The 19,703-nt window shown below is 60.5% G+C and carries 18 protein-coding genes; 6 read left to right on the top strand and 12 right to left on the bottom strand.

Annotation, left to right across the window (positions count from 1 at the left end):
- Positions 1 to 6 precede the first annotated feature (6 nt).
- Together CWC48_RS12115 and CWC48_RS12110 are read right to left on the bottom strand one after the other, a co-directional pair.
- Complete coding sequence (locus tag CWC48_RS12115; RefSeq protein ID WP_100491923.1) at positions 7 to 489, bottom strand: DUF523 domain-containing protein; 483 nt, start codon at positions 487 to 489, stop codon at positions 7 to 9.
- A gap of 2 nt (positions 490 to 491) precedes the next feature.
- Positions 492 to 1,124: a 2OG-Fe(II) oxygenase gene (locus CWC48_RS12110; protein WP_078050613.1), complete on the bottom strand. Its 633-nt coding sequence runs from the start codon at positions 1,122 to 1,124 to the stop codon at positions 492 to 494.
- Between the two features lie 131 nt (positions 1,125 to 1,255).
- On the opposite strand from CWC48_RS12110, the gene CWC48_RS12105 reads away from it, so the two are divergent.
- Positions 1,256 to 2,008, top strand: coding sequence for a DUF2059 domain-containing protein (locus CWC48_RS12105; protein WP_078050614.1), 753 nt, complete (start codon positions 1,256 to 1,258; stop codon positions 2,006 to 2,008).
- A 103-nt stretch (positions 2,009 to 2,111) separates the two neighbouring features.
- Here the strand turns inward: CWC48_RS12105 and CWC48_RS12100 are convergent, their stop codons facing one another.
- The gene (locus CWC48_RS12100) at positions 2,112 to 3,035 is read right to left on the bottom strand and encodes an alpha/beta hydrolase (protein ID WP_100491922.1); all 924 of its coding nucleotides are present in this window, start codon (positions 3,033 to 3,035) and stop codon (positions 2,112 to 2,114) included.
- A 99-nt stretch (positions 3,036 to 3,134) separates the two neighbouring features.
- Here CWC48_RS12100 and CWC48_RS12095 point away from each other — a divergent pair, with 99 nt between their 5' ends.
- From CWC48_RS12095 to CWC48_RS12085, 3 genes are all read left to right on the top strand, one after another.
- Positions 3,135 to 3,710 (top strand): DUF6436 domain-containing protein, encoded by a 576-nt coding sequence (locus CWC48_RS12095; protein ID WP_099493159.1) that lies wholly within the window; start codon positions 3,135 to 3,137, stop codon positions 3,708 to 3,710.
- Between the two features lie 31 nt (positions 3,711 to 3,741).
- Positions 3,742 to 6,096 (top strand): penicillin acylase family protein, encoded by a 2,355-nt coding sequence (locus CWC48_RS12090; protein ID WP_100491921.1) that lies wholly within the window; start codon positions 3,742 to 3,744, stop codon positions 6,094 to 6,096.
- Between the two features lie 312 nt (positions 6,097 to 6,408).
- Positions 6,409 to 7,341, top strand: a complete 933-nt coding sequence (locus CWC48_RS12085; protein ID WP_100490184.1) for a transposase — start codon at positions 6,409 to 6,411, stop codon at positions 7,339 to 7,341.
- Between the two features lie 127 nt (positions 7,342 to 7,468).
- Here CWC48_RS12085 and CWC48_RS12080 read toward each other — a convergent pair whose 3' ends face one another.
- Positions 7,469 to 8,371, bottom strand: a complete 903-nt coding sequence (locus CWC48_RS12080) for an AraC family transcriptional regulator (RefSeq protein WP_100491920.1) — start codon at positions 8,369 to 8,371, stop codon at positions 7,469 to 7,471.
- A 99-nt stretch (positions 8,372 to 8,470) separates the two neighbouring features.
- On the opposite strand from CWC48_RS12080, the gene CWC48_RS12075 reads away from it, so the two are divergent.
- Positions 8,471 to 8,824, top strand: a complete 354-nt coding sequence (locus CWC48_RS12075; protein WP_016973032.1) for a carboxymuconolactone decarboxylase family protein — start codon at positions 8,471 to 8,473, stop codon at positions 8,822 to 8,824.
- Here the strand turns inward: CWC48_RS12075 and CWC48_RS12070 are convergent.
- Positions 8,802 to 9,767 carry a GlxA family transcriptional regulator gene (locus CWC48_RS12070; RefSeq protein WP_100491919.1) on the bottom strand — a complete coding sequence of 322 codons (966 nt, stop codon included), beginning with the start codon at positions 9,765 to 9,767 and terminating at the stop codon, positions 8,802 to 8,804. The two genes, CWC48_RS12075 and CWC48_RS12070, sit on opposite strands and share 23 nt — an antisense overlap.
- Positions 9,768 to 10,014: 247 nt before the next feature.
- Between CWC48_RS12070 and CWC48_RS12065 the strand changes: the two genes are divergently transcribed.
- Positions 10,015 to 10,656: an HD domain-containing protein gene (locus tag CWC48_RS12065; protein ID WP_099493162.1), complete on the top strand. Its 642-nt coding sequence runs from the start codon at positions 10,015 to 10,017 to the stop codon at positions 10,654 to 10,656.
- Positions 10,657 to 10,787: 131 nt separating this feature from the next.
- Here the strand turns inward: CWC48_RS12065 and CWC48_RS12060 are convergent, their stop codons facing one another.
- The 7 genes from CWC48_RS12060 to CWC48_RS12025 all read right to left on the bottom strand — a co-directional run bounded on the left by CWC48_RS12060 (position 10,788) and on the right by CWC48_RS12025 (position 19,189).
- A complete protein-coding gene (locus tag CWC48_RS12060; protein WP_034116303.1) occupies positions 10,788 to 11,672 on the bottom strand; it encodes an ABC transporter permease subunit in 885 nt (294 codons plus the stop codon).
- Positions 11,669 to 12,589, bottom strand: a complete 921-nt coding sequence (locus tag CWC48_RS12055; RefSeq protein ID WP_078050621.1) for an ABC transporter permease subunit — start codon at positions 12,587 to 12,589, stop codon at positions 11,669 to 11,671. Before CWC48_RS12055 ends, CWC48_RS12060 begins: the two co-directional genes overlap by 4 nt.
- Positions 12,586 to 13,728 (bottom strand): ABC transporter ATP-binding protein, encoded by a 1,143-nt coding sequence (locus CWC48_RS12050; protein ID WP_003195240.1) that lies wholly within the window; start codon positions 13,726 to 13,728, stop codon positions 12,586 to 12,588. The genes CWC48_RS12055 and CWC48_RS12050 overlap by 4 nt, the downstream gene beginning before the upstream one ends.
- Before the next feature lie 68 nt (positions 13,729 to 13,796).
- Positions 13,797 to 14,891: a polyamine ABC transporter substrate-binding protein gene (locus CWC48_RS12045; protein WP_078050622.1), complete on the bottom strand. Its 1,095-nt coding sequence runs from the start codon at positions 14,889 to 14,891 to the stop codon at positions 13,797 to 13,799.
- Between the two features lie 225 nt (positions 14,892 to 15,116).
- Entirely contained in the window at positions 15,117 to 16,211 is a 1,095-nt protein-coding gene (locus tag CWC48_RS12035) for a polyamine ABC transporter substrate-binding protein (protein WP_071490483.1), read from the bottom strand.
- Positions 16,212 to 16,407: 196 nt separating this feature from the next.
- A complete protein-coding gene (locus tag CWC48_RS12030) occupies positions 16,408 to 17,772 on the bottom strand; it encodes an aspartate aminotransferase family protein (RefSeq protein WP_099493165.1) in 1,365 nt (454 codons plus the stop codon).
- Positions 17,773 to 17,830: 58 nt separating this feature from the next.
- Complete coding sequence (locus CWC48_RS12025) at positions 17,831 to 19,189, bottom strand: glutamine synthetase family protein (protein ID WP_065902296.1); 1,359 nt, start codon at positions 19,187 to 19,189, stop codon at positions 17,831 to 17,833.
- Positions 19,190 to 19,703: the final 514 nt, after the last annotated feature.

Here is a 19,703-nt window from a genome sequence, read left to right as displayed (position 1 = left end):
GCGCCTCTACAGGTTTTTTAGCGCCTGGGCGGCTTCGGGCAATTCCAGCTCACTGAACACCAACACGCCATGCTGCCTCAGCAACGCCGTCGTGACGCCCTCGCCCGTTACCTTGGTGCCGCTGAACGTGCCGTCGTAGGTCTGCAGGCTTCCGCAGGACGGGCTATTGGCCTTGAGCACGGCGATGCGGATGTTGTGGCGCTGCACCAGCGCCAAAGCCTGACGAGCGCCGTCGAGGAAAGCCTCGCTGAAATCTTCGCCTTCGGCGGTCAGCACTTGGGCACGGCCCTCCCACACATCCACGCCTTGCCCGCCTGGGATCTCGGCGGCAGGTCGTGGGGTTGGCAAACCACCCGACACTTCCGGGCAGATCGCAACCACACGCCCCTCGGCCTGCCATACGGCCAACTGGTCGAACGGCCCACTGGCCCCGCCGTCGTAACGCACCTTGTGCCCGAGCAGGCAGCGGCTGATCAGAATCTTTTGCATACTTAAAACGGCTCGTTACCCCGCCGGCGAAACCAACCGGTGAGGGACAGGCGTTCGCGCGTGGCGGGCAGGACTTCGTGGGGCACTTCGCCCGACAGGAACACCACCAGGCAACCACCGGTGGGCACCACATCGTATTCGACGCCGTCCTTGAGGTACATGCGCAACTGGCCGCCATGCTCGGGGAGCCAGGCGTCATTCAAGTAGATCACCGCCGAGACCATGCGGCGGTCGTCGTCGCGAAAACGGTCCAGGTGCTTGAGGTAGAACGCCCCCGGCGGGTACATCGCAAAGTGGCTTTCGAAGTCTTCCAGGCCCAGGAACAGGCTGCGGTTCATCGCCAGGCGCAGGCTGTCCATCAACGCCATATAGGTGTCGCAGACCGCCGCATCGCCCTCTTCCAGCCACTGGATATGGTCACCGCGAATGCCTTCACGGATCTCCTGGGTCGGGCCACGCCCCACCGCCGCCGGAGCCAATTCACCCTCGGCTGCACGTTTACGGCACTCAGCCGCCAGTTCCAGGGTCAGAGCCTGGGGCAGGAAGCCGTCTTGCCGGGACCAGCCCTTTTCGGCCAGGTCGTCGACAATACGTTGCAGCAAGGGGTGATCGAGGGGTATTTGCATGGCGCGCATAGTATCCATACGCCTGTGAATCCGACAGAGCCGCCGAGCGTCTGAATACACTTTAGTCAGGTGACCGATAGGACTTCTCGACAAATCCTACGCCCGACACGGACAATAGTGGCCGACTGACAGGAGTCCATATGCGTCGTTTGTTTTTTTCCTTGCTGATGTTCTGCGTTTTGCCCGCCTGGGCAGACGGCCATGACCAGTTGTACAAGGTCGCCGGCTGGGCCGAACAACGTGCGCATTTCAATGACGCCCTCAGTGCCGCCCAGCAACGCTACCGCAACAGCCTGCCGCCAGCGGTGTACCAGGCGCTGGTGGACAACAGCAATAAACGTTTCGCTGCCCAGGCCATGGACCAGCGCGCCGAAGCGCAATTGCGCAAGAACCTCGCAGATCCCAAGCCTGCCCTGGCGTTTTTCCAATCCCCCCTGGGCCGCAAGATTGTCGCCGCCGAGCTGCTCGCCACGCGCCGCGACCAACTGGCGAAGAACGCCCAGGGCCTGCCGAAGATCGAAGCCGACGCCACCCGCAGCCTGATCATCGGCCACCTGGCCCAAGCGCTGCCTGCGCGTGAGGCCGGCGCAGAAGTCAGCCTGGCGATTGCTGGCGTGGCGGCAGACAGCTTGAGCCAGATGATCCCCGGCCTGTTGGGCGGCGGTCAGGCCCAGGGCATGTTGAATGGCCAGCGCGAGCGGTTGATGCAACAGATCGATAAGGACCTGAACAACACGCTGCTGTACGTCTATCGGGATTTGTCCGACCCGGAACTGGAAGAGTTCGCTACGTTTGCTGAGTCGCCAGAGGGTAAGGCGTATTACCAGGCGGCGCTTGCAGCCATCCGCGCCGGCCTGGCAGTCGGCCAAAGCACCTCAAGCCTTACGCAGTAAAAAATGTGGGAGGGGGCTTGCCCCCGATGGCGATTTGTCAGACATCTATTGTTTGCTGAACCACCGCTGTCGGGGGCAAGCCCCCTCCCACATTTGGATTGTGTTACCGCAGGTGGTCAGTGAGATACCGGAAGTACTGCTCACGAATCTCCGGAATCTCATTGGCCAGGTGATGCCTGCCACGCGGCAACATCAACACCTCGGGCTGGTCGAACTTGCCGCGCAACACCTGCAGGTTGTGCTGCCAGTCCACCGTCATGTCTTCCTCACCTTGAACGATCAGCGGCCGCCGGGCACTGCGCGGTGCAGCTTCGATGCGTTTGATCCAGCGCGCCAAGGCACCGACCCAGGCGGTCGGCAGTTGGCGCGGCTGCAGCGGGTCGGCTTCCAGGAACGGCTTGAACGCCGGATCGTGGGTGTTCTCGCTGAATCGCCGCGCAATGCCTTTGACGAACGGGCGCAACAGGTAATAGCTGACTTGCGACCAGCCCCAGGCCCGTGGCCGCACCAGGGGTGACAACAGGAAAGTCTTGCCTTGGGCCGGGCTGTCGGCGCCATGGTTGAGCAGGTGATCCACCACCACCGCGCCGCCGGTGCTTTGCCCGAACAGGTGCCAGGGTTGCGGCAGTTGCAGCGCTTGCGCCTGGGTGAACAGCGCATTCACCACCTGTTGATACACCGCAAAATCATCGATGCTGGCACGTACGCCACTGGACAGGCCGTGCCCCGGTAAATCGCAGGCTATCACCACGAAGCCCTGCTCCAGCGCCCACTTCACCACATGGCGGTACAGCCCCATGTGGTCGTAGAAGCCGTGGAACATGAACATCGTCGCCACCGGCGTGGTCGGCCACCACACCTGCGCCACCACCTCAAAACCTTCCACCTCGAAACGCCCCAGACGGCTTACGGCCTGGTCCAGACCGTAAAAACGCTGGTAGACCCGAGCCTCGGCGCTGAGCGGTTGCGCATCCACCAGGGGCCGCAGGCCTTCGCGCAGATGATCGGGGTCAAAGGTGACAGGCATAAAGGGTTCCAGACTGACGGCAAAGATGAATATCGAGCTGCGATATTCATCTGTCAGGACAAGCATGGCAAGCTACGCGACCTTCGAGGATACATCTGAATGCGACAGCCCTACCGCACCGCCCTGTTCGCCAGCCTGATCCTGGTTATCTGCGCCGGCGTGCTGTGGGCGGCGTATGACTGGTTCCAGGGCCGCTACCTGCGCGCCTTCAGCGAACACACGGCGGTGTTTTCCGGTGACCCACTCACACTGCCTGCCGACCTCGCCGGCCCCGGCCCGATCCGCCTGGTGCACTTCTGGGACCCGGCCTGCCCCTGCAACGTCGGCAACCAGCAGCACCTGGGTGAATTGATCGCGCAATATGCCCCCCAGGGCGTCGAGTTCTATGCCCTGCAAAAGCCCGGAAGCCACGGCCAACTGCCCGACAACCTGCGCACGATGAAAACACTCACCGCCCTGCCCGGCGCCGACCAAGTGCCGGCCAGCCCGGCCGTGGGTATCTGGGATCGCAGCGGCAAGCTTGCGTATTTCGGGCCCTACAGCGAGGGCCTCACGTGCAACTCCAGTAACAGTTTTATCGAGCCGATCTTGAAAGCCCTTGAAGCAGGACGCGAGGTGAATGCCACGCACACCCTTGCGGTGGGCTGCTATTGTTCGTGGCCAAAAGGCTCGTAACTCGCCGCCCCACTCTTGGTAAGGAATGTTCATGAAGCGCGTCTTGCAGGTTCTCGCGGTTCTGGTGGTACTGGTCGCCCTTGGCGCCGGCGCGTACGTCTACAGCAAGCAACCCACCCGCCAGGGCACGGTGACCCTGGCCAACCTGCAAGGCTCGGTCACGGTGCGCTACGACGACCGGGGCGTGCCGCACATTCGTGCCGAGAACGAAACCGACCTGTACCGCGCCCTGGGCTATGTGCACGCCCAGGACCGCTTGTTCCAGATGGAGATCATGCGGCGCCTGGCCCGTGGCGAGCTGGCCGAGGTGCTCGGCCCCAAGGTGCTGGAGACCGACAAGCTGTTCCGCAGCCTGCGCATTCGCGACCGCGCGGCCACCTATGTGGCGCAGCTGGACCCTGAGTCGGCGCACTGGAAGGCCCTGCAGGCCTATCTGGACGGGATCAACCAGTATCAGGACAGCCACGCCCGCCCGATGGAGTTCGACGTGCTGGGCATCCCCAAGCGACCGTTCACCGCCGAAGACACCATCAGTGTCGCCGGGTACATGGCCTACAGCTTTGCCGCCGCGTTTCGTACCGAGCCTTTGCTGACCTACGTACGCGACCAGTTGGGCAGCGACTACCTGAAAGTCTTCGACCTCGACTGGCAACCCAAGGGCGCCCTCAACCTGGCTGCCAGCGATTGGCAGACCCTCGGCGCCATTGCCTCGCTGAGCGAGCAGGCCCTGGCCGACAACGGCCTGCCACAGTTCGAAGGCAGCAACGCCTGGGCCATCAGCGGCAACCGCACCAAGAGCGGAAAACCGTTGCTGGCCGGTGACCCGCATATCCGTTTCTCGGTGCCGTCGGTATGGTACGAGGCGCAGCTGTCGGCGCCGGGGTTTGAGCTGTACGGCTACCACAATGCGCTGGTGCCGGTGGCGTTCCTGGGGCACAACCTGGACTTCGGCTGGAGCCTGACCATGTTCCAGAACGATGACCTCGACCTCATCGCCGAGAAGGTCAACCCGGACAACCCCAACCAGGTCTGGTACCACGACCAGTGGGTCGACATGACCAGCACCGAGCAACAGATTGCGGTGAAGGGCCAGGCACCGGTGACATTGACCCTGCGCCAATCCCCCCACGGCCCGATCATCAATGACGTGCTGGGCGAAAACGCCGGCAAGACGCCGATTGCCATGTGGTGGGCGTTCCTCGACACCCAGAACCCGATCCTCGAAGGCTTCTACCAGCTCAACCGCGCCGACACCCTGGTCAAGGCACGCGCAGCGGCAGCCAAAGTGGCTGCGCCTGGGTTGAACATCGTGTGGGCGAATGCCAAGGGTGATATCGGCTGGTGGGCGGCGGCGCAGTTACCGATCCGTCCGGCTGGGGTCAACGCCGGGTTTATCCTCGACGGCAGCAGCGCCCAGGCCGACAAGCTGGGCTTCTACCCCTTCAGCGCCAACCCGCAGGAAGAGAACCCGGCGCGCGGTTACGTGGTGTCGGCCAATGCCCAACCGGCCTCGCCTACCGGCATGGAGATCCCCGGTTATTACAACCTGGCCGACCGTGGCCAGCAGCTCAACGCGCAACTGAGCGAAAAGAGCGTGAAGTGGGACGTGAACAACAGCCAGGCCTTGCAGCTGGGCACCACCACCGCTTTCGGCCCGCGCCTGCTGGCGCCGCTGTTGCCGGTGCTGCGTGAGGGGGTCAAGGACCCGGCCCAATTGAAACTGGTGGAGCAGCTTGCAAGCTGGAAGGGTGACTACCCGCTGGACTCCACCAGCGCCACGCTGTTCAACCAATTCCTGTTCAACCTGGCCGATGCCGCCTTCCATCCGAAGCTGGGCGACGCCATGTTCAAGACCCTGCTCAGCACCCGGGTGATCGACGCCGCGCTGCCACGCCTGGCCGCCGCGCCGGATTCGCCGTGGTGGGACGGCAAGCGTTCGCAAACCGTCAAGCTTGCCTGGGACAACAGCCTCGCGCACCTCAAGGCCACCTTCGGTGATGACCCGAGCCAATGGCAGTGGGGCAAGGCCCACACCTTGACCCACGGCCACCCCCTAGGCTCGCAGAAGCCGTTGGACCTGATCGTCAACGTCGGCCCGTTCCCGGCACCCGGCACCCATGAAGTGCCGAACAACCAGTCCGCCAACATCGGCCCGGCGCCGTGGCCCGTCACCTACGGGCCTTCTACCCGCCGCCTGATCGACTTCGCCGACGTGGCCCACGCCTTGACCATCAACCCGGTCGGGCAAAGTGGCGTGCCGTTCGACAAGCACTATGGCGACCAGGCAGAGACCTACATCGAAGGCGGCTATGAGCAGGCGCATTTCAGCGATGAGGAAGTGACGGCGAATACGCGCGGCACCCTGAAACTGCTACCCGCCAGATGAGCGCCTGGAACTCGGTCAAACTGCGGGAGCGGGCTTGCTCGCGAATGCGGAGTGTCAGTCAATATACCCGCCACTGAACCACCACATTCGCGAGCAAGCCCGCTTGTGTCTTGAGACAGGATTAAGCTGAAGGTGAGAGGGTGAGTGGCAAGCTGAATGCCCGAAGTGCTTAAAGCACGTGTGGGAGCCCATGCTGCCACTCACTTCTCCGCTCTGGACATGAGCCCGAACAGTTGAACGAGCCCACCTCGAACAGTTACAAGCGTGGGCCAAGCCAGAGCGCTCTCACTTTGAGTGTAAGAGGGTTTGGCTATGTTTTCCTATCCAGCAGGCATTGATGTTTCCAAGGACAGCCTTGAGGCTCGAGTTAATCTGATTGACGTTGGGGTAAGTTGCGCTAACGCCGAAGATGATTTCCCTGGGTTGATTGGGTGGCTATTGCTTCACCAGGTCGGTCGCGTGCTGTTGGAGGCCACTGGCGGTTACGAGCGCAAAGTCATGAAGGCGCTCCAGGCTGCGGGCCTCAACGTCATCTGCATCAATCCCCGTCGAGCCAAGAGTTTTTCCACGGCGATGGGCCAACAAGCCAAAACCGACCCGATAGATGCAAAGTCCCTTGCACAGTTCGCAGCGGTACTCGACTCGCCAAACAGCCGAATCACCAGCCCGAAACATGACGAGTTGCGCGCGTTAGTCCAACAGCGAGAAAACTTTATTCAGCAGAGAGACGATGACAAAAGGCGCCTGAAAACGGCCTCATGCGACGTAGTAAAACCAGCGTTGCAGAGTCATATCGACTACCTGATCAAGGCTGTGAACGCGATAGATCAGTTGATTCGTCAAAGCGCCAACGTGTTAGATCGCGAAAAAGTCGAACGCCTGTGTTCAGTTAAGGGGATCGGGCTCGTTACGGCGGCTAGCCTTATGGCATACCTGCCGGAGTTGGGTGAGGTTGGCAAGCGTCCGATCGCTGCCCTAGCGGGCCTCGCGCCGTATAACAACGACAGTGGGAAGCACATAGGCGCGCGTCACATTCGTGGCGGAAGGTTTTCCGCACGTCGCTCGCTATACATGGCCTGCTGGGTCGTCATTCGGGACCAGCCTGAATTCCAGGCACGCTATAAAGCACTGCGTGGCAAAGGAAAATGCGCAAAAGTTGCGCTAATCGCATGCATGCGTGTTTTGTTAATCCGGCTGAACGCAATGCTGCGTGATAGGACTGAATGGAAAGAACACGCTGCCTAAATCGGCAGCGATGTGTCGTTGAAGGTCACACGGCTTGAAGCTGTGGGAGTTTGGCTGTCTTTGAAAGCGATGGCCAAGATATGGTCATCAAGACAGTTGCTCCCACATTGGATATACGCTACAGCGGCTACCCTGCCCGCACCCGGCCCGGCGCCTCCCCATAGGTTTCCTTGAATTTCTTGCTGAACGCCGCCTGGGACTGGTAACCCACCTGGGCGGCGATATCCAACAGGCTCAGGCGTGACTGGCGCAGCAGGTTGAATGCCAACTCCATGCGCAACTGGGTCAGTAACACCCAGGGCGATACGCCCGCCACTTTTACAAACGCGCGCATGAACGTAGCGCGCGACATCGTCGCGGCGGTGGCCAGGCTGTCGATGGTCCAGTCGTGCCCGGGATCGGCCAGCATCGCCTGCCAGGCCTGGCTCAGGCGCTTGTCGGCGAGCAGCGCGAAGGTGCCGGCAACTGGCGCCTGGCGGTTCAGCCAGGCACGCAGGATCAGGGTGAACAGCGCTGAAGAGAGTGCATCGATAAACGAACGTGCGCCGATTTGTTCGCCGTCCGCTTCGCTGCGCAGCAACGCAATCAACGCAGCCAATTGACCATCGGCCTGCCATTCGCGGCTGGATACCACCAGGTACTCCGGCAACGCACCGAACAACAGCGATTGGCGGTTGTAGTGAAAGCTGCCGCAGAGCATGTCCACATCCGGCTGGTCACCGCCCAGGCGGTGCACCTTGAGTACGCCGCCTTCGATCACCCGAGGCTGCATCGGCCTGATCCTCGCGCCCTGGCTACGCAGCAAGTGCGTGGCGCCACCAGGCATCAGCAGGATGTCACCCTCCTCCAGCGTCACCTGTTGCCCGCCCGACAATTGCGCGCGGCAGATACCACTGAGCACGATGTGATACGGCGCCACACCGAGATTCTCGGGCGCATGCTCCAGCGCCCAGTCGCCCTGGAACTGGCAACGCAAATCCAGGCTGCCGCGCAGGTTGGCCAGCGCGATAAGGGTGTCGATCGAATTCATTTGCGAGCATCGGTCAAAAAGATGAGCGGATTGAACAATAACGCCAACTTCAAACAGAACAGACTGGCTTCACACCCAACCTGTTGAGGAGTAACCGCAATGTTCAATAACTGGTCCGACTTGCTGCCTACCGTGAAGAAAGCTTTTGGCGCGCTGGGCAAGAGCAACCCGAAGATGGTCAAAGCCTACATGGCGCTGGGCGAGGCTGCCGAGGAAAACAACGTACTCGACGCCAAGACCCGTGAGCTGATTTCCATCGCCGTGGCCATCACCACCCGCTGCGACGGTTGCATCGGCGTGCATGCCGACGCCGCAATCAAGGCCGGCGCGACCCGCGAAGAGGTTGCCGCCACATTGGCCACCGCGATTTCGCTGAATGCCGGCGCGGCATACATCTACTCGCTGCGTGCGCTGGAAGCCTACGACACGCTCAAACCGGCGCCGCAAAGTTAAGCCGGAACTGTTGCGGCGTCACACCCAGCCGGCGGTTGAACACACTGCGCATGTGCTGGGCGTCGCGAAACCCGCATTGATAGGCCACGGTCTTGAGCGGTGCAGGGCTGCTTTCGAGCATCACCCGCGCCGCGTCCACCCGCGCCCGCTCGACAAACTCCGCCGGCGTGATCCGCGCCTCACGGGCAAACACCCGGGAGAAATTGCGTGCGCTCATGTTGGCCGCCTTGGCCAGGTCGGCAATGGTCAGGTCCCCGGTCAGGTTCGCCAACACGTACAACTGCACCAGCGCCACCGCCGATGTGGGTTCGGCGTGGGGCGTCAGAAACGGGCTGAACTGCGACTGCCCGCCCGAACGCTGGGTGAACACCACCAAGCGCTTGGCCACGCTCAACGCGACTTCCGGGCCGTGGTCCTGGGCCAGCAGGTACAACGACAGGTCGATACCCGCCGTGACCCCCGCCGAGGTGTAGAGGTTGCCGTCCTGCACGTAGAGGCGGTCGGCCTCGACCTGGGCGGTGGGGCACAGGCGGGCCAGGTCGGCGGCATCGCTCCAGTGGGTGGTCACGGTTTTCCCATCCAGCAGCCCGGCGCGGGCCAGCATGAAGGCGCCGTTGCAGATCGAGCCGAAGCGCTGCGCACGGGCACTGGCGCCACGCAGCCAGTCATCGAACTCGGCGCCGAAGTCTTCGAAGGGCAACTGCGGGCCGCCGGCGACCAGCAGCAAGTCGTAGGCCTGAAGCGCTTCGCTGTAGTGCCGGTGGGCCTGCAATGACAGGCCGTTGGAAGCCGCCATGTTGCCGTGGCTGAAGCCGATAACTTCCAATTGGTAATGGTCTTGCGGCGGCAGAAAGCGGTTGGCTTCGCAGAAAACATCCAAGGGGCCGGTCACATCCAGTGACTGGACGCCGGGGAAGATCAGGATGGCGACGGTTTTGCTCATGAGCAGGCACACCTTCTCTAACTGGATAAACACAGAACCGCTGTGGGAGCTGGCTTGCCTGCGATGCAGACGCCTCGATCATTCAGGTATACCGAGTCGATGCTATCGCAGACAAGCCAGCTCCCACATTTGACCGAGTACACCTTTGGCACAATGTACAACCACATTGGCCGGGATTGCTCCCTCGCCGCAATGGCCCCTTCGCTGGCACAAGACCAGACTGGAATCTTTCCAGAGGAGAACGACCATGAGCACCACCATCGCCGGCATCCAGATCCCGGACAGCGCACTGGCCAAGGCCACCACCGAATATATCCGCGACGTCGAATCCGACCTGCTCTACCACCATTCCCGCCGGGTGTTCCTGTTCGGTGCGTTGAGCGGTGAACGCAAGCAACTCGCCTATAACCCGGAACTGCTCTACGTCGGCGCGATGTTCCACGACCTGGGCCTGGTGGAAGGTCATCGCAGTGACAACGAACGCTTTGAAGTCGACGGCGCCAACGCGGCAGCCGCGTTCCTCAAGCCCTATGGGCTGACCGATGACGATATCGAACAGGTGTGGCTGTCCATCGCCTTGCACACCACGCCGGGTGTACCGCAGCATTTGCGCCCGACCGTGGCACTGGTAACCGCCGGTGTAGAGATGGACGTGCTGGGCATCGACTACGCCGCGTTCAGCACCGTGCAGCGCGAAGCCGTGGTGCATGCGCATCCACGCGGTGAAGGGTTCAAGGAGTGCATCATCTGCGCGTTTGCCGACGGCTTGCGCCATCGTCCGCAGACCACGTTTGGCAACGTGAAGACGGATGTGCTGGTGGATCAGGAGCCGGGGTTCAAGCCGATGAATTTTGTAGAGGTGATCCGCAAGTCTCCCTGGACTGCATAGTTGACCTGAAATGCAATCAACTGTGGGAGCTGGCTTGCCTGCGATGGGGCCCTGCCAGTCGACTCATCTGTCGACTGATAGACCGCTATCGCAGGCAAGCCAGCTCCCACTTCTTTACCGCATTCCGTCAGTTAGACCGGTGCAGGTGCCCGACGCTTGTCCGGCTGCTGCCAGCCATCGGCGGCGGCTTCTTCAATGGCTTGCTGGATGGCTTTCTTGCGGTGCTCTTCGGCACGGCGGCTGAAGAACCACACCAGGAACGTCACCAGCGACACCGCCAGCAGGATCAGGCTGGCCACGGCGTTGATCTCGGGTTTAACCCCAAGGCGCACCGCCGAGAACACTTCCATCGGCAAGGTGGTCGAGCCAGGGCCCGACACGAAACTTGCCAGTACCAAATCATCCAGCGACAGTGCGAACGACATCATGCCGCCCGCCGCCAGCGACGGCGCGATCATCGGGATGGTGATCAGGAAGAACACCTTCCACGGCCGCGCCCCCAGGTCCATCGCCGCCTCTTCGATCGACAGGTCCAGCTCACGCAGACGCGCCGACACCACCACCGCCACATACGCCGCACAGAAGGTGGTATGGGCGATCCAGATGGTGACGATGCCACGCTCCTGGGGCCAACCGATCATCTGCGCCATGGCCACGAACAGCAGCAACAGCGACAGCCCCGTGATCACTTCCGGCATGACCAGCGGCGCAGTCACCAGACCGCCAAACAGCGTGCGGCCCTTGAACTGGCTGATGCGCGTCAGCACGAACGCCGCCAACGTACCCAGGGCCACTGCGGCCACCGCCGTGTAGCAGGCGATTTCCAGGGAGCGCGCCACCGAGCCCATCAACTGGGTGTTGTCCAGCAGGCCCACGTACCACTTGATCGACCAACCGCCCCACACCGTCACCAGTTTGGATTCGTTGAACGAGTAGATCACCAGGATCAGCATCGGCAGGTAGATGAACAACAACCCCGCCACCAGCATGAAACTCGAGAAACTGAAGCGCTTCATATCTTGCCCTCCATCTCTTTGGCTTGGCTGCGGTTGAACAGGATGATCGGCACGATCAGGATCGCCAGCATCACCACCGCCAAGGCAGAGGCCACCGGCCAGTCACGGTTGTTGAAGAATTCTTGCCACAACACTTTACCGATCATCAGGGTTTCCGGGCCGCCCAGCAGTTCCGGGATCACAAACTCACCCACCACCGGGATGAACACCAGCATGCAGCCGGCGATGATGCCGTTCTTGGACAGCGGCACGGTGATCTTCCAGAAACTGTTGAAGGTGCTCGAACCCAGGTCCGATGCAGCTTCCAGCAGGCTCTGGTCGTGCTTAACAAGGTTGGCGTACAGCGGCAGGATCATGAACGGCAGGTACGAATAGACCACGCCGATATACACCGCGATGTTGGTGTTGAGGATCTGCAGCGGCTCGTTGATCAACCCGATGGACATCAGGAAGCCATTGAGCAAACCGTTGTTGCTGAGAATGCCCATCCACGCATACACGCGGATCAAGATCGCGGTCCAGGTCGGCATCATGATCAGCAGCACCAGCACGGTCTGCATCTCTTTGCGCGCACTGGCGATGGCGTAGGCCATCGGGTAGCCGATCAACAGGCACAACACTGTGCTGAAGAACGCCATTTTCAGCGAGCCCAGGTACGCGGCGATGTACAACTCGTCGTCGCCGAGCATCGCGTAGTTGGCCAGGTTGAGCACCAACTGCAGTTTCTGCTCAACGAAGGTGTAGATCTCGGTGTAGGGCGGGATCGCTACGTCGGCTTCGGCAAAGCTGATCTTCAGGACGATGAAGAACGGCAGCATGAAGAACAGGAACAGCCACAGGAAGGGAATGCCAATGACCGCATGACGGCCACTGGGCGTTATTCGTTGCAGGCGGCGCTTGAGCTTCTTCATGTTCATGAGCGAAGTACCACGCCGCTGTCGTCTTCCCACCATACGTACACCTGGTCACCCCAGGTCGGCCGCTGGCCACGGCGTTCGGCGTTGGCCACGAAGGACTGCACCAGCTTGCCGCTCGGCAGCTCCACGTAGAACACCGAGTGGCCGCCCAGGTAGGCGATGTCGTGCACCTTGCCGCTGGACCAGTTGTGCTCGCAGGTCGGCATTTCGGTGGTGACCAGCAGTTTTTCCGGGCGAATCGCGTAGGTCACCGACTTGTCTTCCACCGACGTGGCGATGCCGTAGCCCACGTAGATGTCGCGGTCCAGGTCCGGGCACTTGAGCACCGCATGGCCTTCGGCGTCATCGACCACTTGGGTGTCGAAGATGTTGACGTTGCCGATGAACTCGCACACCAGACGGCTGGTAGGCGTTTCGTAGATGTCGATCGGGCTGCCGATCTGGGCAATCCAGCCCAGGTGCATGATTGCGATGCGCTCGGCCATGGTCATGGCCTCTTCCTGGTCGTGGGTCACCATCACGCAGGTCACGCCGACGCGCTCGATGATTTCCACCAGTTCCAGCTGCATCTGCGAACGCAGTTTCTTGTCGAGGGCGCCCATGGGCTCATCGAGCAGCAGCAGTTTCGGGCGCTTGGCCAGGGAACGGGCCAGGGCCACACGCTGGCGCTGGCCACCGGACAATTGGTGCGGCTTGCGCTTGGCGTACTGGCTCATCTGCACCAGCTTGAGCATCTCGGCCACGCGGGCGTCGACCTCGGCCTTGGGGATCTTGTCCTGTTGCAGGCCGAACGCGATGTTCTGCGCCACGGTCATGTGTGGGAACAAAGCGTAGGACTGGAACATCATGTTGATCGGCCGCTCATAGGGCGGCATGTCAGTGATGTCCACACCGTCGAGGTAGATGCGGCCCTCAGTCGGGCGCTCGAAACCTGCGAGCATGCGCAGCAAGGTGGACTTGCCCGAACCCGAACCGCCGAGCAAGGCGAAGATCTCGCCTTTCTTGATTTCCAGGGACACATCGTCCACGGCAATCGTCTCGTCGAACTTCTTCGTGACCCGGTCGATTTTGACCAGCACCTTTTTCGGTGTCTGGTCGCCCTCGAGGGCTTTCTTATAGGCGCCGGAGGCAACTGCCATTTACGAAACTCCCAGAAAAAAAAGAGTGCAGCGGACCCAATGCGGGCCTGCCTTGGATAGTTTGAGCCTTACTTGCCCGTCTTGACCTTGGTCCAGCTACGGGTCATCAAACGTTGCACTTTCGGGGGTAGCTCGAAGTTGACGAATGTCCTGTCGAGTACCGCCTGCGGTGGGTAAACCGCTTCGTCCGTGCGTATCGATTGCTTCATCAGTTTGTCCGCCCCTGGGTTAGGGTTGGCGTAACCGACGTAATCACTGACCTGAGCGATCACCTCAGGTTGCAGCAAATAGTTGATGAAGGCGTGGGCCTCTTTGACGTTGGTCGCATCCTTGGGGATAGCCAGCACGTCGAACCACAGGTTGCCGCCTTCTTTCGGGATCGCGTAGGCGATGTTCACGCCTTTGCCCGCTTCAGCCGCACGGGCCTTGGCCTGGAACACATCGCCAGAGAAGCCTGCCGCCACGCAGATGTTGCCGTTGGCCAGGTCCGAGATGTATTTGGATGAATGGAAGTAGGTCACGTAGGGCCGCACTTTGAGCAGCTTCTCTTCGGCCTTCTTGTAGTCTTCGGGGTTGGTGCTGTTGGGGTTCAGGCCCATGTAGTTGAGCACCGCCGGCAGCATTTCATCCGCCGAGTCCATGAATGACACGCCGCACGTCGCCAGCTTCTTCATGTTCTCAGGCTCGAACAGCACCGCCCAGGAGTCGATATGGTCGACGCCCAGCACTTCTTTCACTTTATCGACGTTGTAACCAATGCCATTGGTGCCCCACAGGTACGGCACGGCGTACTGGTTGCCCGGGTCATTCTTTTCCAGGCGCTTGAGCAGCACCGGGTCGAGGTTGGCGTAGTGGGTCAGCAACGACTTGTCGAGCTTCTGGAACGCCCCGGCCTTGATCTGCTTGCCGAGGAAGTGGTTGGACGGCACCACCACGTCGTAACCGGTACGCCCGGCCAGCAGCTTGCCTTCCAGGGTTTCGTTGGAGTCAAACACGTCATACACGGGCTTGATGCCGCTGGCCTTTTCGAAGTTGGCCAGGGTGTCGTCGCCGATGTAATCCGACCAGTTATAAATATGCACGGTCGGTGCGGCCTGTACGCTCAACGTGAGCGTGATACCTGCACCCACCAGCATGGCTTTGCGAAATAAAGAAATTGGCAAGTGGAGGTCCTCTTAAATAGTTGGGCCCAAAGTTGTTGCCCGGCAACAAAACCGGCGCGCAACTTACCCTCGATAAACCGATCCGGCAAAACTTTCTGTCATTTAATGTGTTGGCGCTGGTGTATGTGGGAGCGGGCTTGCTCGCGAAGGCGGTGTGTCAGCCAGCATCTGTATCAACTGATACACCGCTTTCGCGAGCAAGCCCGCTCCCACAGGTATTACGGTTTACTTACCCGATTTGATCTTGGTCCAGCTGCGTGTCATTTCACGCTGGGTTGCAGCCGGCAAGTCGGCAATGGCGTAGAGCTTGGCCTGCACGTCCGCTGGCGGGTAGATGCCCGGGTCGCTGGTGATGTCTTTGTCGACCAGTGCAGTGGCTTTCTCGTTACCGTTCGGGAACCGTACGCTGTTGGTGATCGACGCCATGACTTCCGGCTTCAACAGGTAGTTCATGAACTTGTAGGCTGCGTCGACGTTTTCGGCATCTTTAGGGATGGCGACCATGTCGAAGAAGCTACCAGCACCTTCTTTCGGAATGTCGTAGGCAACCTTGACCTTGCCACCCGCTTCAGCCGCGCGAGACTTGGCTTGCTGGATGTCACCCGAGTAACCCACGGCTACGCAGATGTTGCCGTTGGCCAGGTCGGAGATGTACTTGGACGAGTGGAAGTAGCCGATCGAAGGACGAATCTTGAGGAACAGCGCTTCGGCCTGCTTGAGGTCGTCTTTCTTCTGGCTGTCGGTCGGCAGGCCCAGGTAGTGCAGCGCGATCGGCAGCATCTCGGTTGGCGAATCGAGGAAGCTCACGCCGCAGCTTTTCAGCTTGGCGATGTTCTCGGGCTTGAGCAGCACGTCCCAGGAATCGATCTTGTCCACGCCAAGCGCGGCCTTGACCTTCTCCGGGTTGTAGCCGATGCCGATCGAGCCCCACATGTACGGGAAGGCGTGCTTGTTGTCCGGGTCGCTGACCGACACGGCTTTAAGCAGGGATTTGTTCAGGTTGTCGTAGTTGGACAGCTTGGACTTGTCCAGCTCCTGGTAGACACCGGCCTTGATCTGCTTGGCGAGGAAGTTGTTCGACGGTACGACGATGTCGTAGCCGGACTTGCCTGCCAGCAACTTGGCTTCCAGGGTTTCGTTGCTGTCGAAAACGTCGTACACCACTTTGATGCCCGACTCTTTTTCAAAGTTGGCGATGGTGTCCGGTGCAATGTAGTCGGACCAGTTGTAGACGTGCAGCACTTTATCGTCGGCCTGGGCCGCGCCCGCCATTGCGCCCATCAGGGACAAGGCGAGGAGGGTCTTGCCAGCGTTCTTCAAACCTAATGCCTTCATTTGGTGATGCTCCAATTTTTTCTTTTTTGGGCCACAAGCTTTATATGTTTCGAGGCCCAGCCAAAGGGCAACAAAACAGGGCGACAGTCTGGCAAGTTCCGAGGCCGGCTTTCAACCAATGCCTCATTTATAACTGCTCAGGACGCGGCGCCCGAAAGCCGCTGCGTCCTGAGCCTAGCACTTAGCCCTGCAATGCCGCCAAAGTCAGGTCCAGGCATTGCCGAGCCTTGGTGACCAGCTCGTCGATTTCAGCCTTGCTGATCACCAGTGGCGGCGAAATGATCATGGTGTCGCCCACGGCGCGCATGATCAGGCCATTCTCGAAGCAAAAGGTGCGGCAGATCATGCCAACGCCCTTGCCTTCGTAACGCTTGCGCGTTGCCTTGTCCTGGACCAATTCGATCGCACCGAGCATGCCGACACCACGCACTTCACCCACCAGAGGGTGATCAGCCAGCTCCCTCAGACGTTTCTGCAAATAGGGTGCCGTTTCGTCGTGCACACGCTTAACAATTTGCTCGTCGCGCATGATGCGGATGTTTTCCAGCGCCACTGCAGCGGCCACCGGGTGACCGGAGTAGGTGAAGCCGTGGTTGAAATCACCCCCTTCATTGAGGACGTCCACCACTTCATCGCGCACGATCAGGCCGCCCATGGGGATGTAACCCGAGGTCAGGCCCTTGGCAATGGTCATCATGTGCGGCTTGAGGTCGTAGAAATCGCTGCCGAACCACTCGCCGGTACGGCCGAAACCGCAGATCACTTCGTCGGCGATAAACAGGATGTCGTACTTGGCGAGGATTTCCTTGATGCGCGGCCAGTAGGTGGCGGGTGGCACGATCACGCCACCGGCACCCTGGATCGGCTCGGCAATAAAGGCACCGACGTTGTCCACGCCCAGTTCCAGGATCTTCTCTTCCAACTGGTTGGCCGCCCACACGCCGAATTCTTCCGGGCTCATGTCGCCGCCTTCGCCAAACCAGTATGGCTGGGCGATGTGGGTGATGCCCGGGATCGGCAGGTCGCCCTGCTCGTGCATATACGTCATGCCGCCCAGGCTGGCGCCGGCCACGGTGGAACCGTGGTAGCCATTCTTGCGGCTGATGATGGTTTTTTTGTTCGGCTGGCCCTTGATCGCCCAGTAGTGGCGGACCATGCGCAACATGGTGTCGTTGCCTTCGGAACCCGAACCGGTGAAGAACACGTGGTTCATGCCGGCAGGCGCGATGTCGGAAATGGCCTTGGCCAGCTCCAGCACCGGCGGGTGAGCGGTCTGGAAGAACAGGTTGTAGTACGGCAGTTCTTTCATCTGCTTGGCGGCGGCGTCAGCCAGTTCATCGCGACCGTAACCGATCGCCACGCACCACAGGCCGGCCATGCCGTCGAGGATCTTGTTGCCTTCGCTGTCCCACAGGTAAACGCCGTGGGCTTTGGTGATGATCCGTGGGCCTTTCTCTTTCAATTGCTTGAAGTCGCTGAACGGCGCCAGGTGGTGATCACTGCTCAAGGCTTGCCATTCACGGGTTTGCGGGTTGTTGCTGGACATACCAATCTCCTAGACTTTTCAGGTGAGGGCGCGCCTTTCCTACGACGCGCCCGGCGCATCAGACGGCGAAGAGCAGGAATTCCCGCTCCCACGAACTGATCACGCGCTTGAAGTTTTCATGCTCGGCCCGCTTGACCGCGACGTAACCTGTGATGAATTTCTGACCCAGGTATTTCTCGATGGTCTTGCTGTTTTCCATGCGTTCCAGGGCGTCTTCGATGGTCAACGGCAGGCGCAGGTTGCGTCGCTCGTAACCACGGCCCACCACCGGCGCGCTCGGGTTGTGGCCTTCGACCATGCCGATGTAGCCACACAGCAGGCTGGCGGCAATCGCCAGGTACGGGTTGGCATCGGCACCCGGCAGGCGGTTTTCCACACGACGGTTCTGCGGGCCGGCGTCCGGTACGCGCAGGCCGACAGTGCGGTTTTCCTCGCCCCATTCCACGTTGACCGGCGCCGAAGTGTCGGGCAGGAAGCGGCGGAACGAGTTCACGTTGGGGGCAAACAATGGCAGCAATTCAGGGATGAATTTCTGCAGGCCGCCAATGTGGTTGAGAAACAGCTGGCTCATGGTCCCGTCTTCATTGGAGAAGACGTTCTTGCCGGTGGCGATGTCGATGATGCTCTGGTGCAGGTGCATCGCACTGCCAGGCTCACCGGTCATGGGCTTGGCCATGAACGTTGCGGCCACATCGTGCTTGAGCGCGGCTTCACGCATGGTGCGCTTGAACACCAGGATCTGGTCGGCCAGGGACAGTGCATCGCCGTGACGGAAGTTGATTTCCATCTGCGCCGTGCCGTCTTCGTGGATGAGGGTATCGAGGTCCAGCTCCTGCAGTTCGCACCAGTCGTAGACGTCTTCGAACAGCGGGTCGAATTCGTTGGCCGCTTCTATAGAGAAGGACTGGCGACCGGTTTCCGGGCGGCCAGAACGGCCAATCGGCGGTTGCAGCGGGAAGTCCGGGTCTTCGCAGCGCTTGGTCAGGTAGAACTCCATCTCCGGCGCCACGATGGGCTGCCAGCCTCTGTCGGCGTAGAGCTTGAGGACTTTCTTGAGCACGTTGCGCGGCGACAGCTCGATCGGGTTGCCTTGCTTGTCGTAGGTGTCGTGGATCACCTGGGCGGTCGGCTCAATGGCCCAGGGCACCAGGAATACCGCGTTCTGGTCGGGACGGCAGATCATGTCGATGTCGGCCGGGTCGAGCAATTCGTAATAAATGTCGTCTTCGACATAGTCGCCGGTCACGGTCTGCAACAGAACGCTCTCGGGAAGGCGCATGCCTTTTTCAGCGATGAACTTGTTGGTCGGCGAGATCTTGCCCCGGGTGATGCCGGTGAGGTCGCCAATCATGCATTCGACTTCTGTGATCTTGTGGTCTTTCAACCAATCGGTGAGCTGGTCGAGGTTGTTACTCATAAATGCCTCTGGGCTGGGTTTCCTGGCATCCATTAAAGGCCAGGCGTTGGTTGACGCAGCATCCGCGTCGTTTTTTTCATTCAGGGTAGGAGCTTACCTGCCATTTGCTGCAGCGTTGCATTCCTCACGCCAAAGTTGTGTGCAATCTTGAGCAGCACACGGGTCGGGCATATTTCAAAGGCATGCGAGGAGGCAAACAAGAGGTTGGACCGGGCGTCAAGAATATTGGCCGGGCCACGCGCTATCACGCGGGAGGAATATATGGGTGACACAGCCTGACTGAAGCAGGCCAAGACGCCGTTGGGCGGCAGGAGACACATGAAGCACCCCGGTATTATTGCTGTTATGGGTTTGAATCGAGCTTAGCCTTGTTCATTTTTTTACACAACACCCCCGTAAAAAATACAACACGGCCCGCTCAAGCCTGCTAGTCCCAAGCCCTCCAAACCCAAAAAACCGCCCCAAAAAGCCCCAAAAAAGCCCTCGTGGCGCTTTTTTAGGGCAAAAAAGGCCT

Origin of the sequence: Pseudomonas sp. S10E 269 (assembly GCF_002798465.1) — a bacterium.
Lineage (GTDB): Bacteria > Pseudomonadota > Gammaproteobacteria > Pseudomonadales > Pseudomonadaceae > Aquipseudomonas > Aquipseudomonas pergaminensis.
This window is presented reverse-complemented; position numbering and strand designations above follow the sequence as displayed.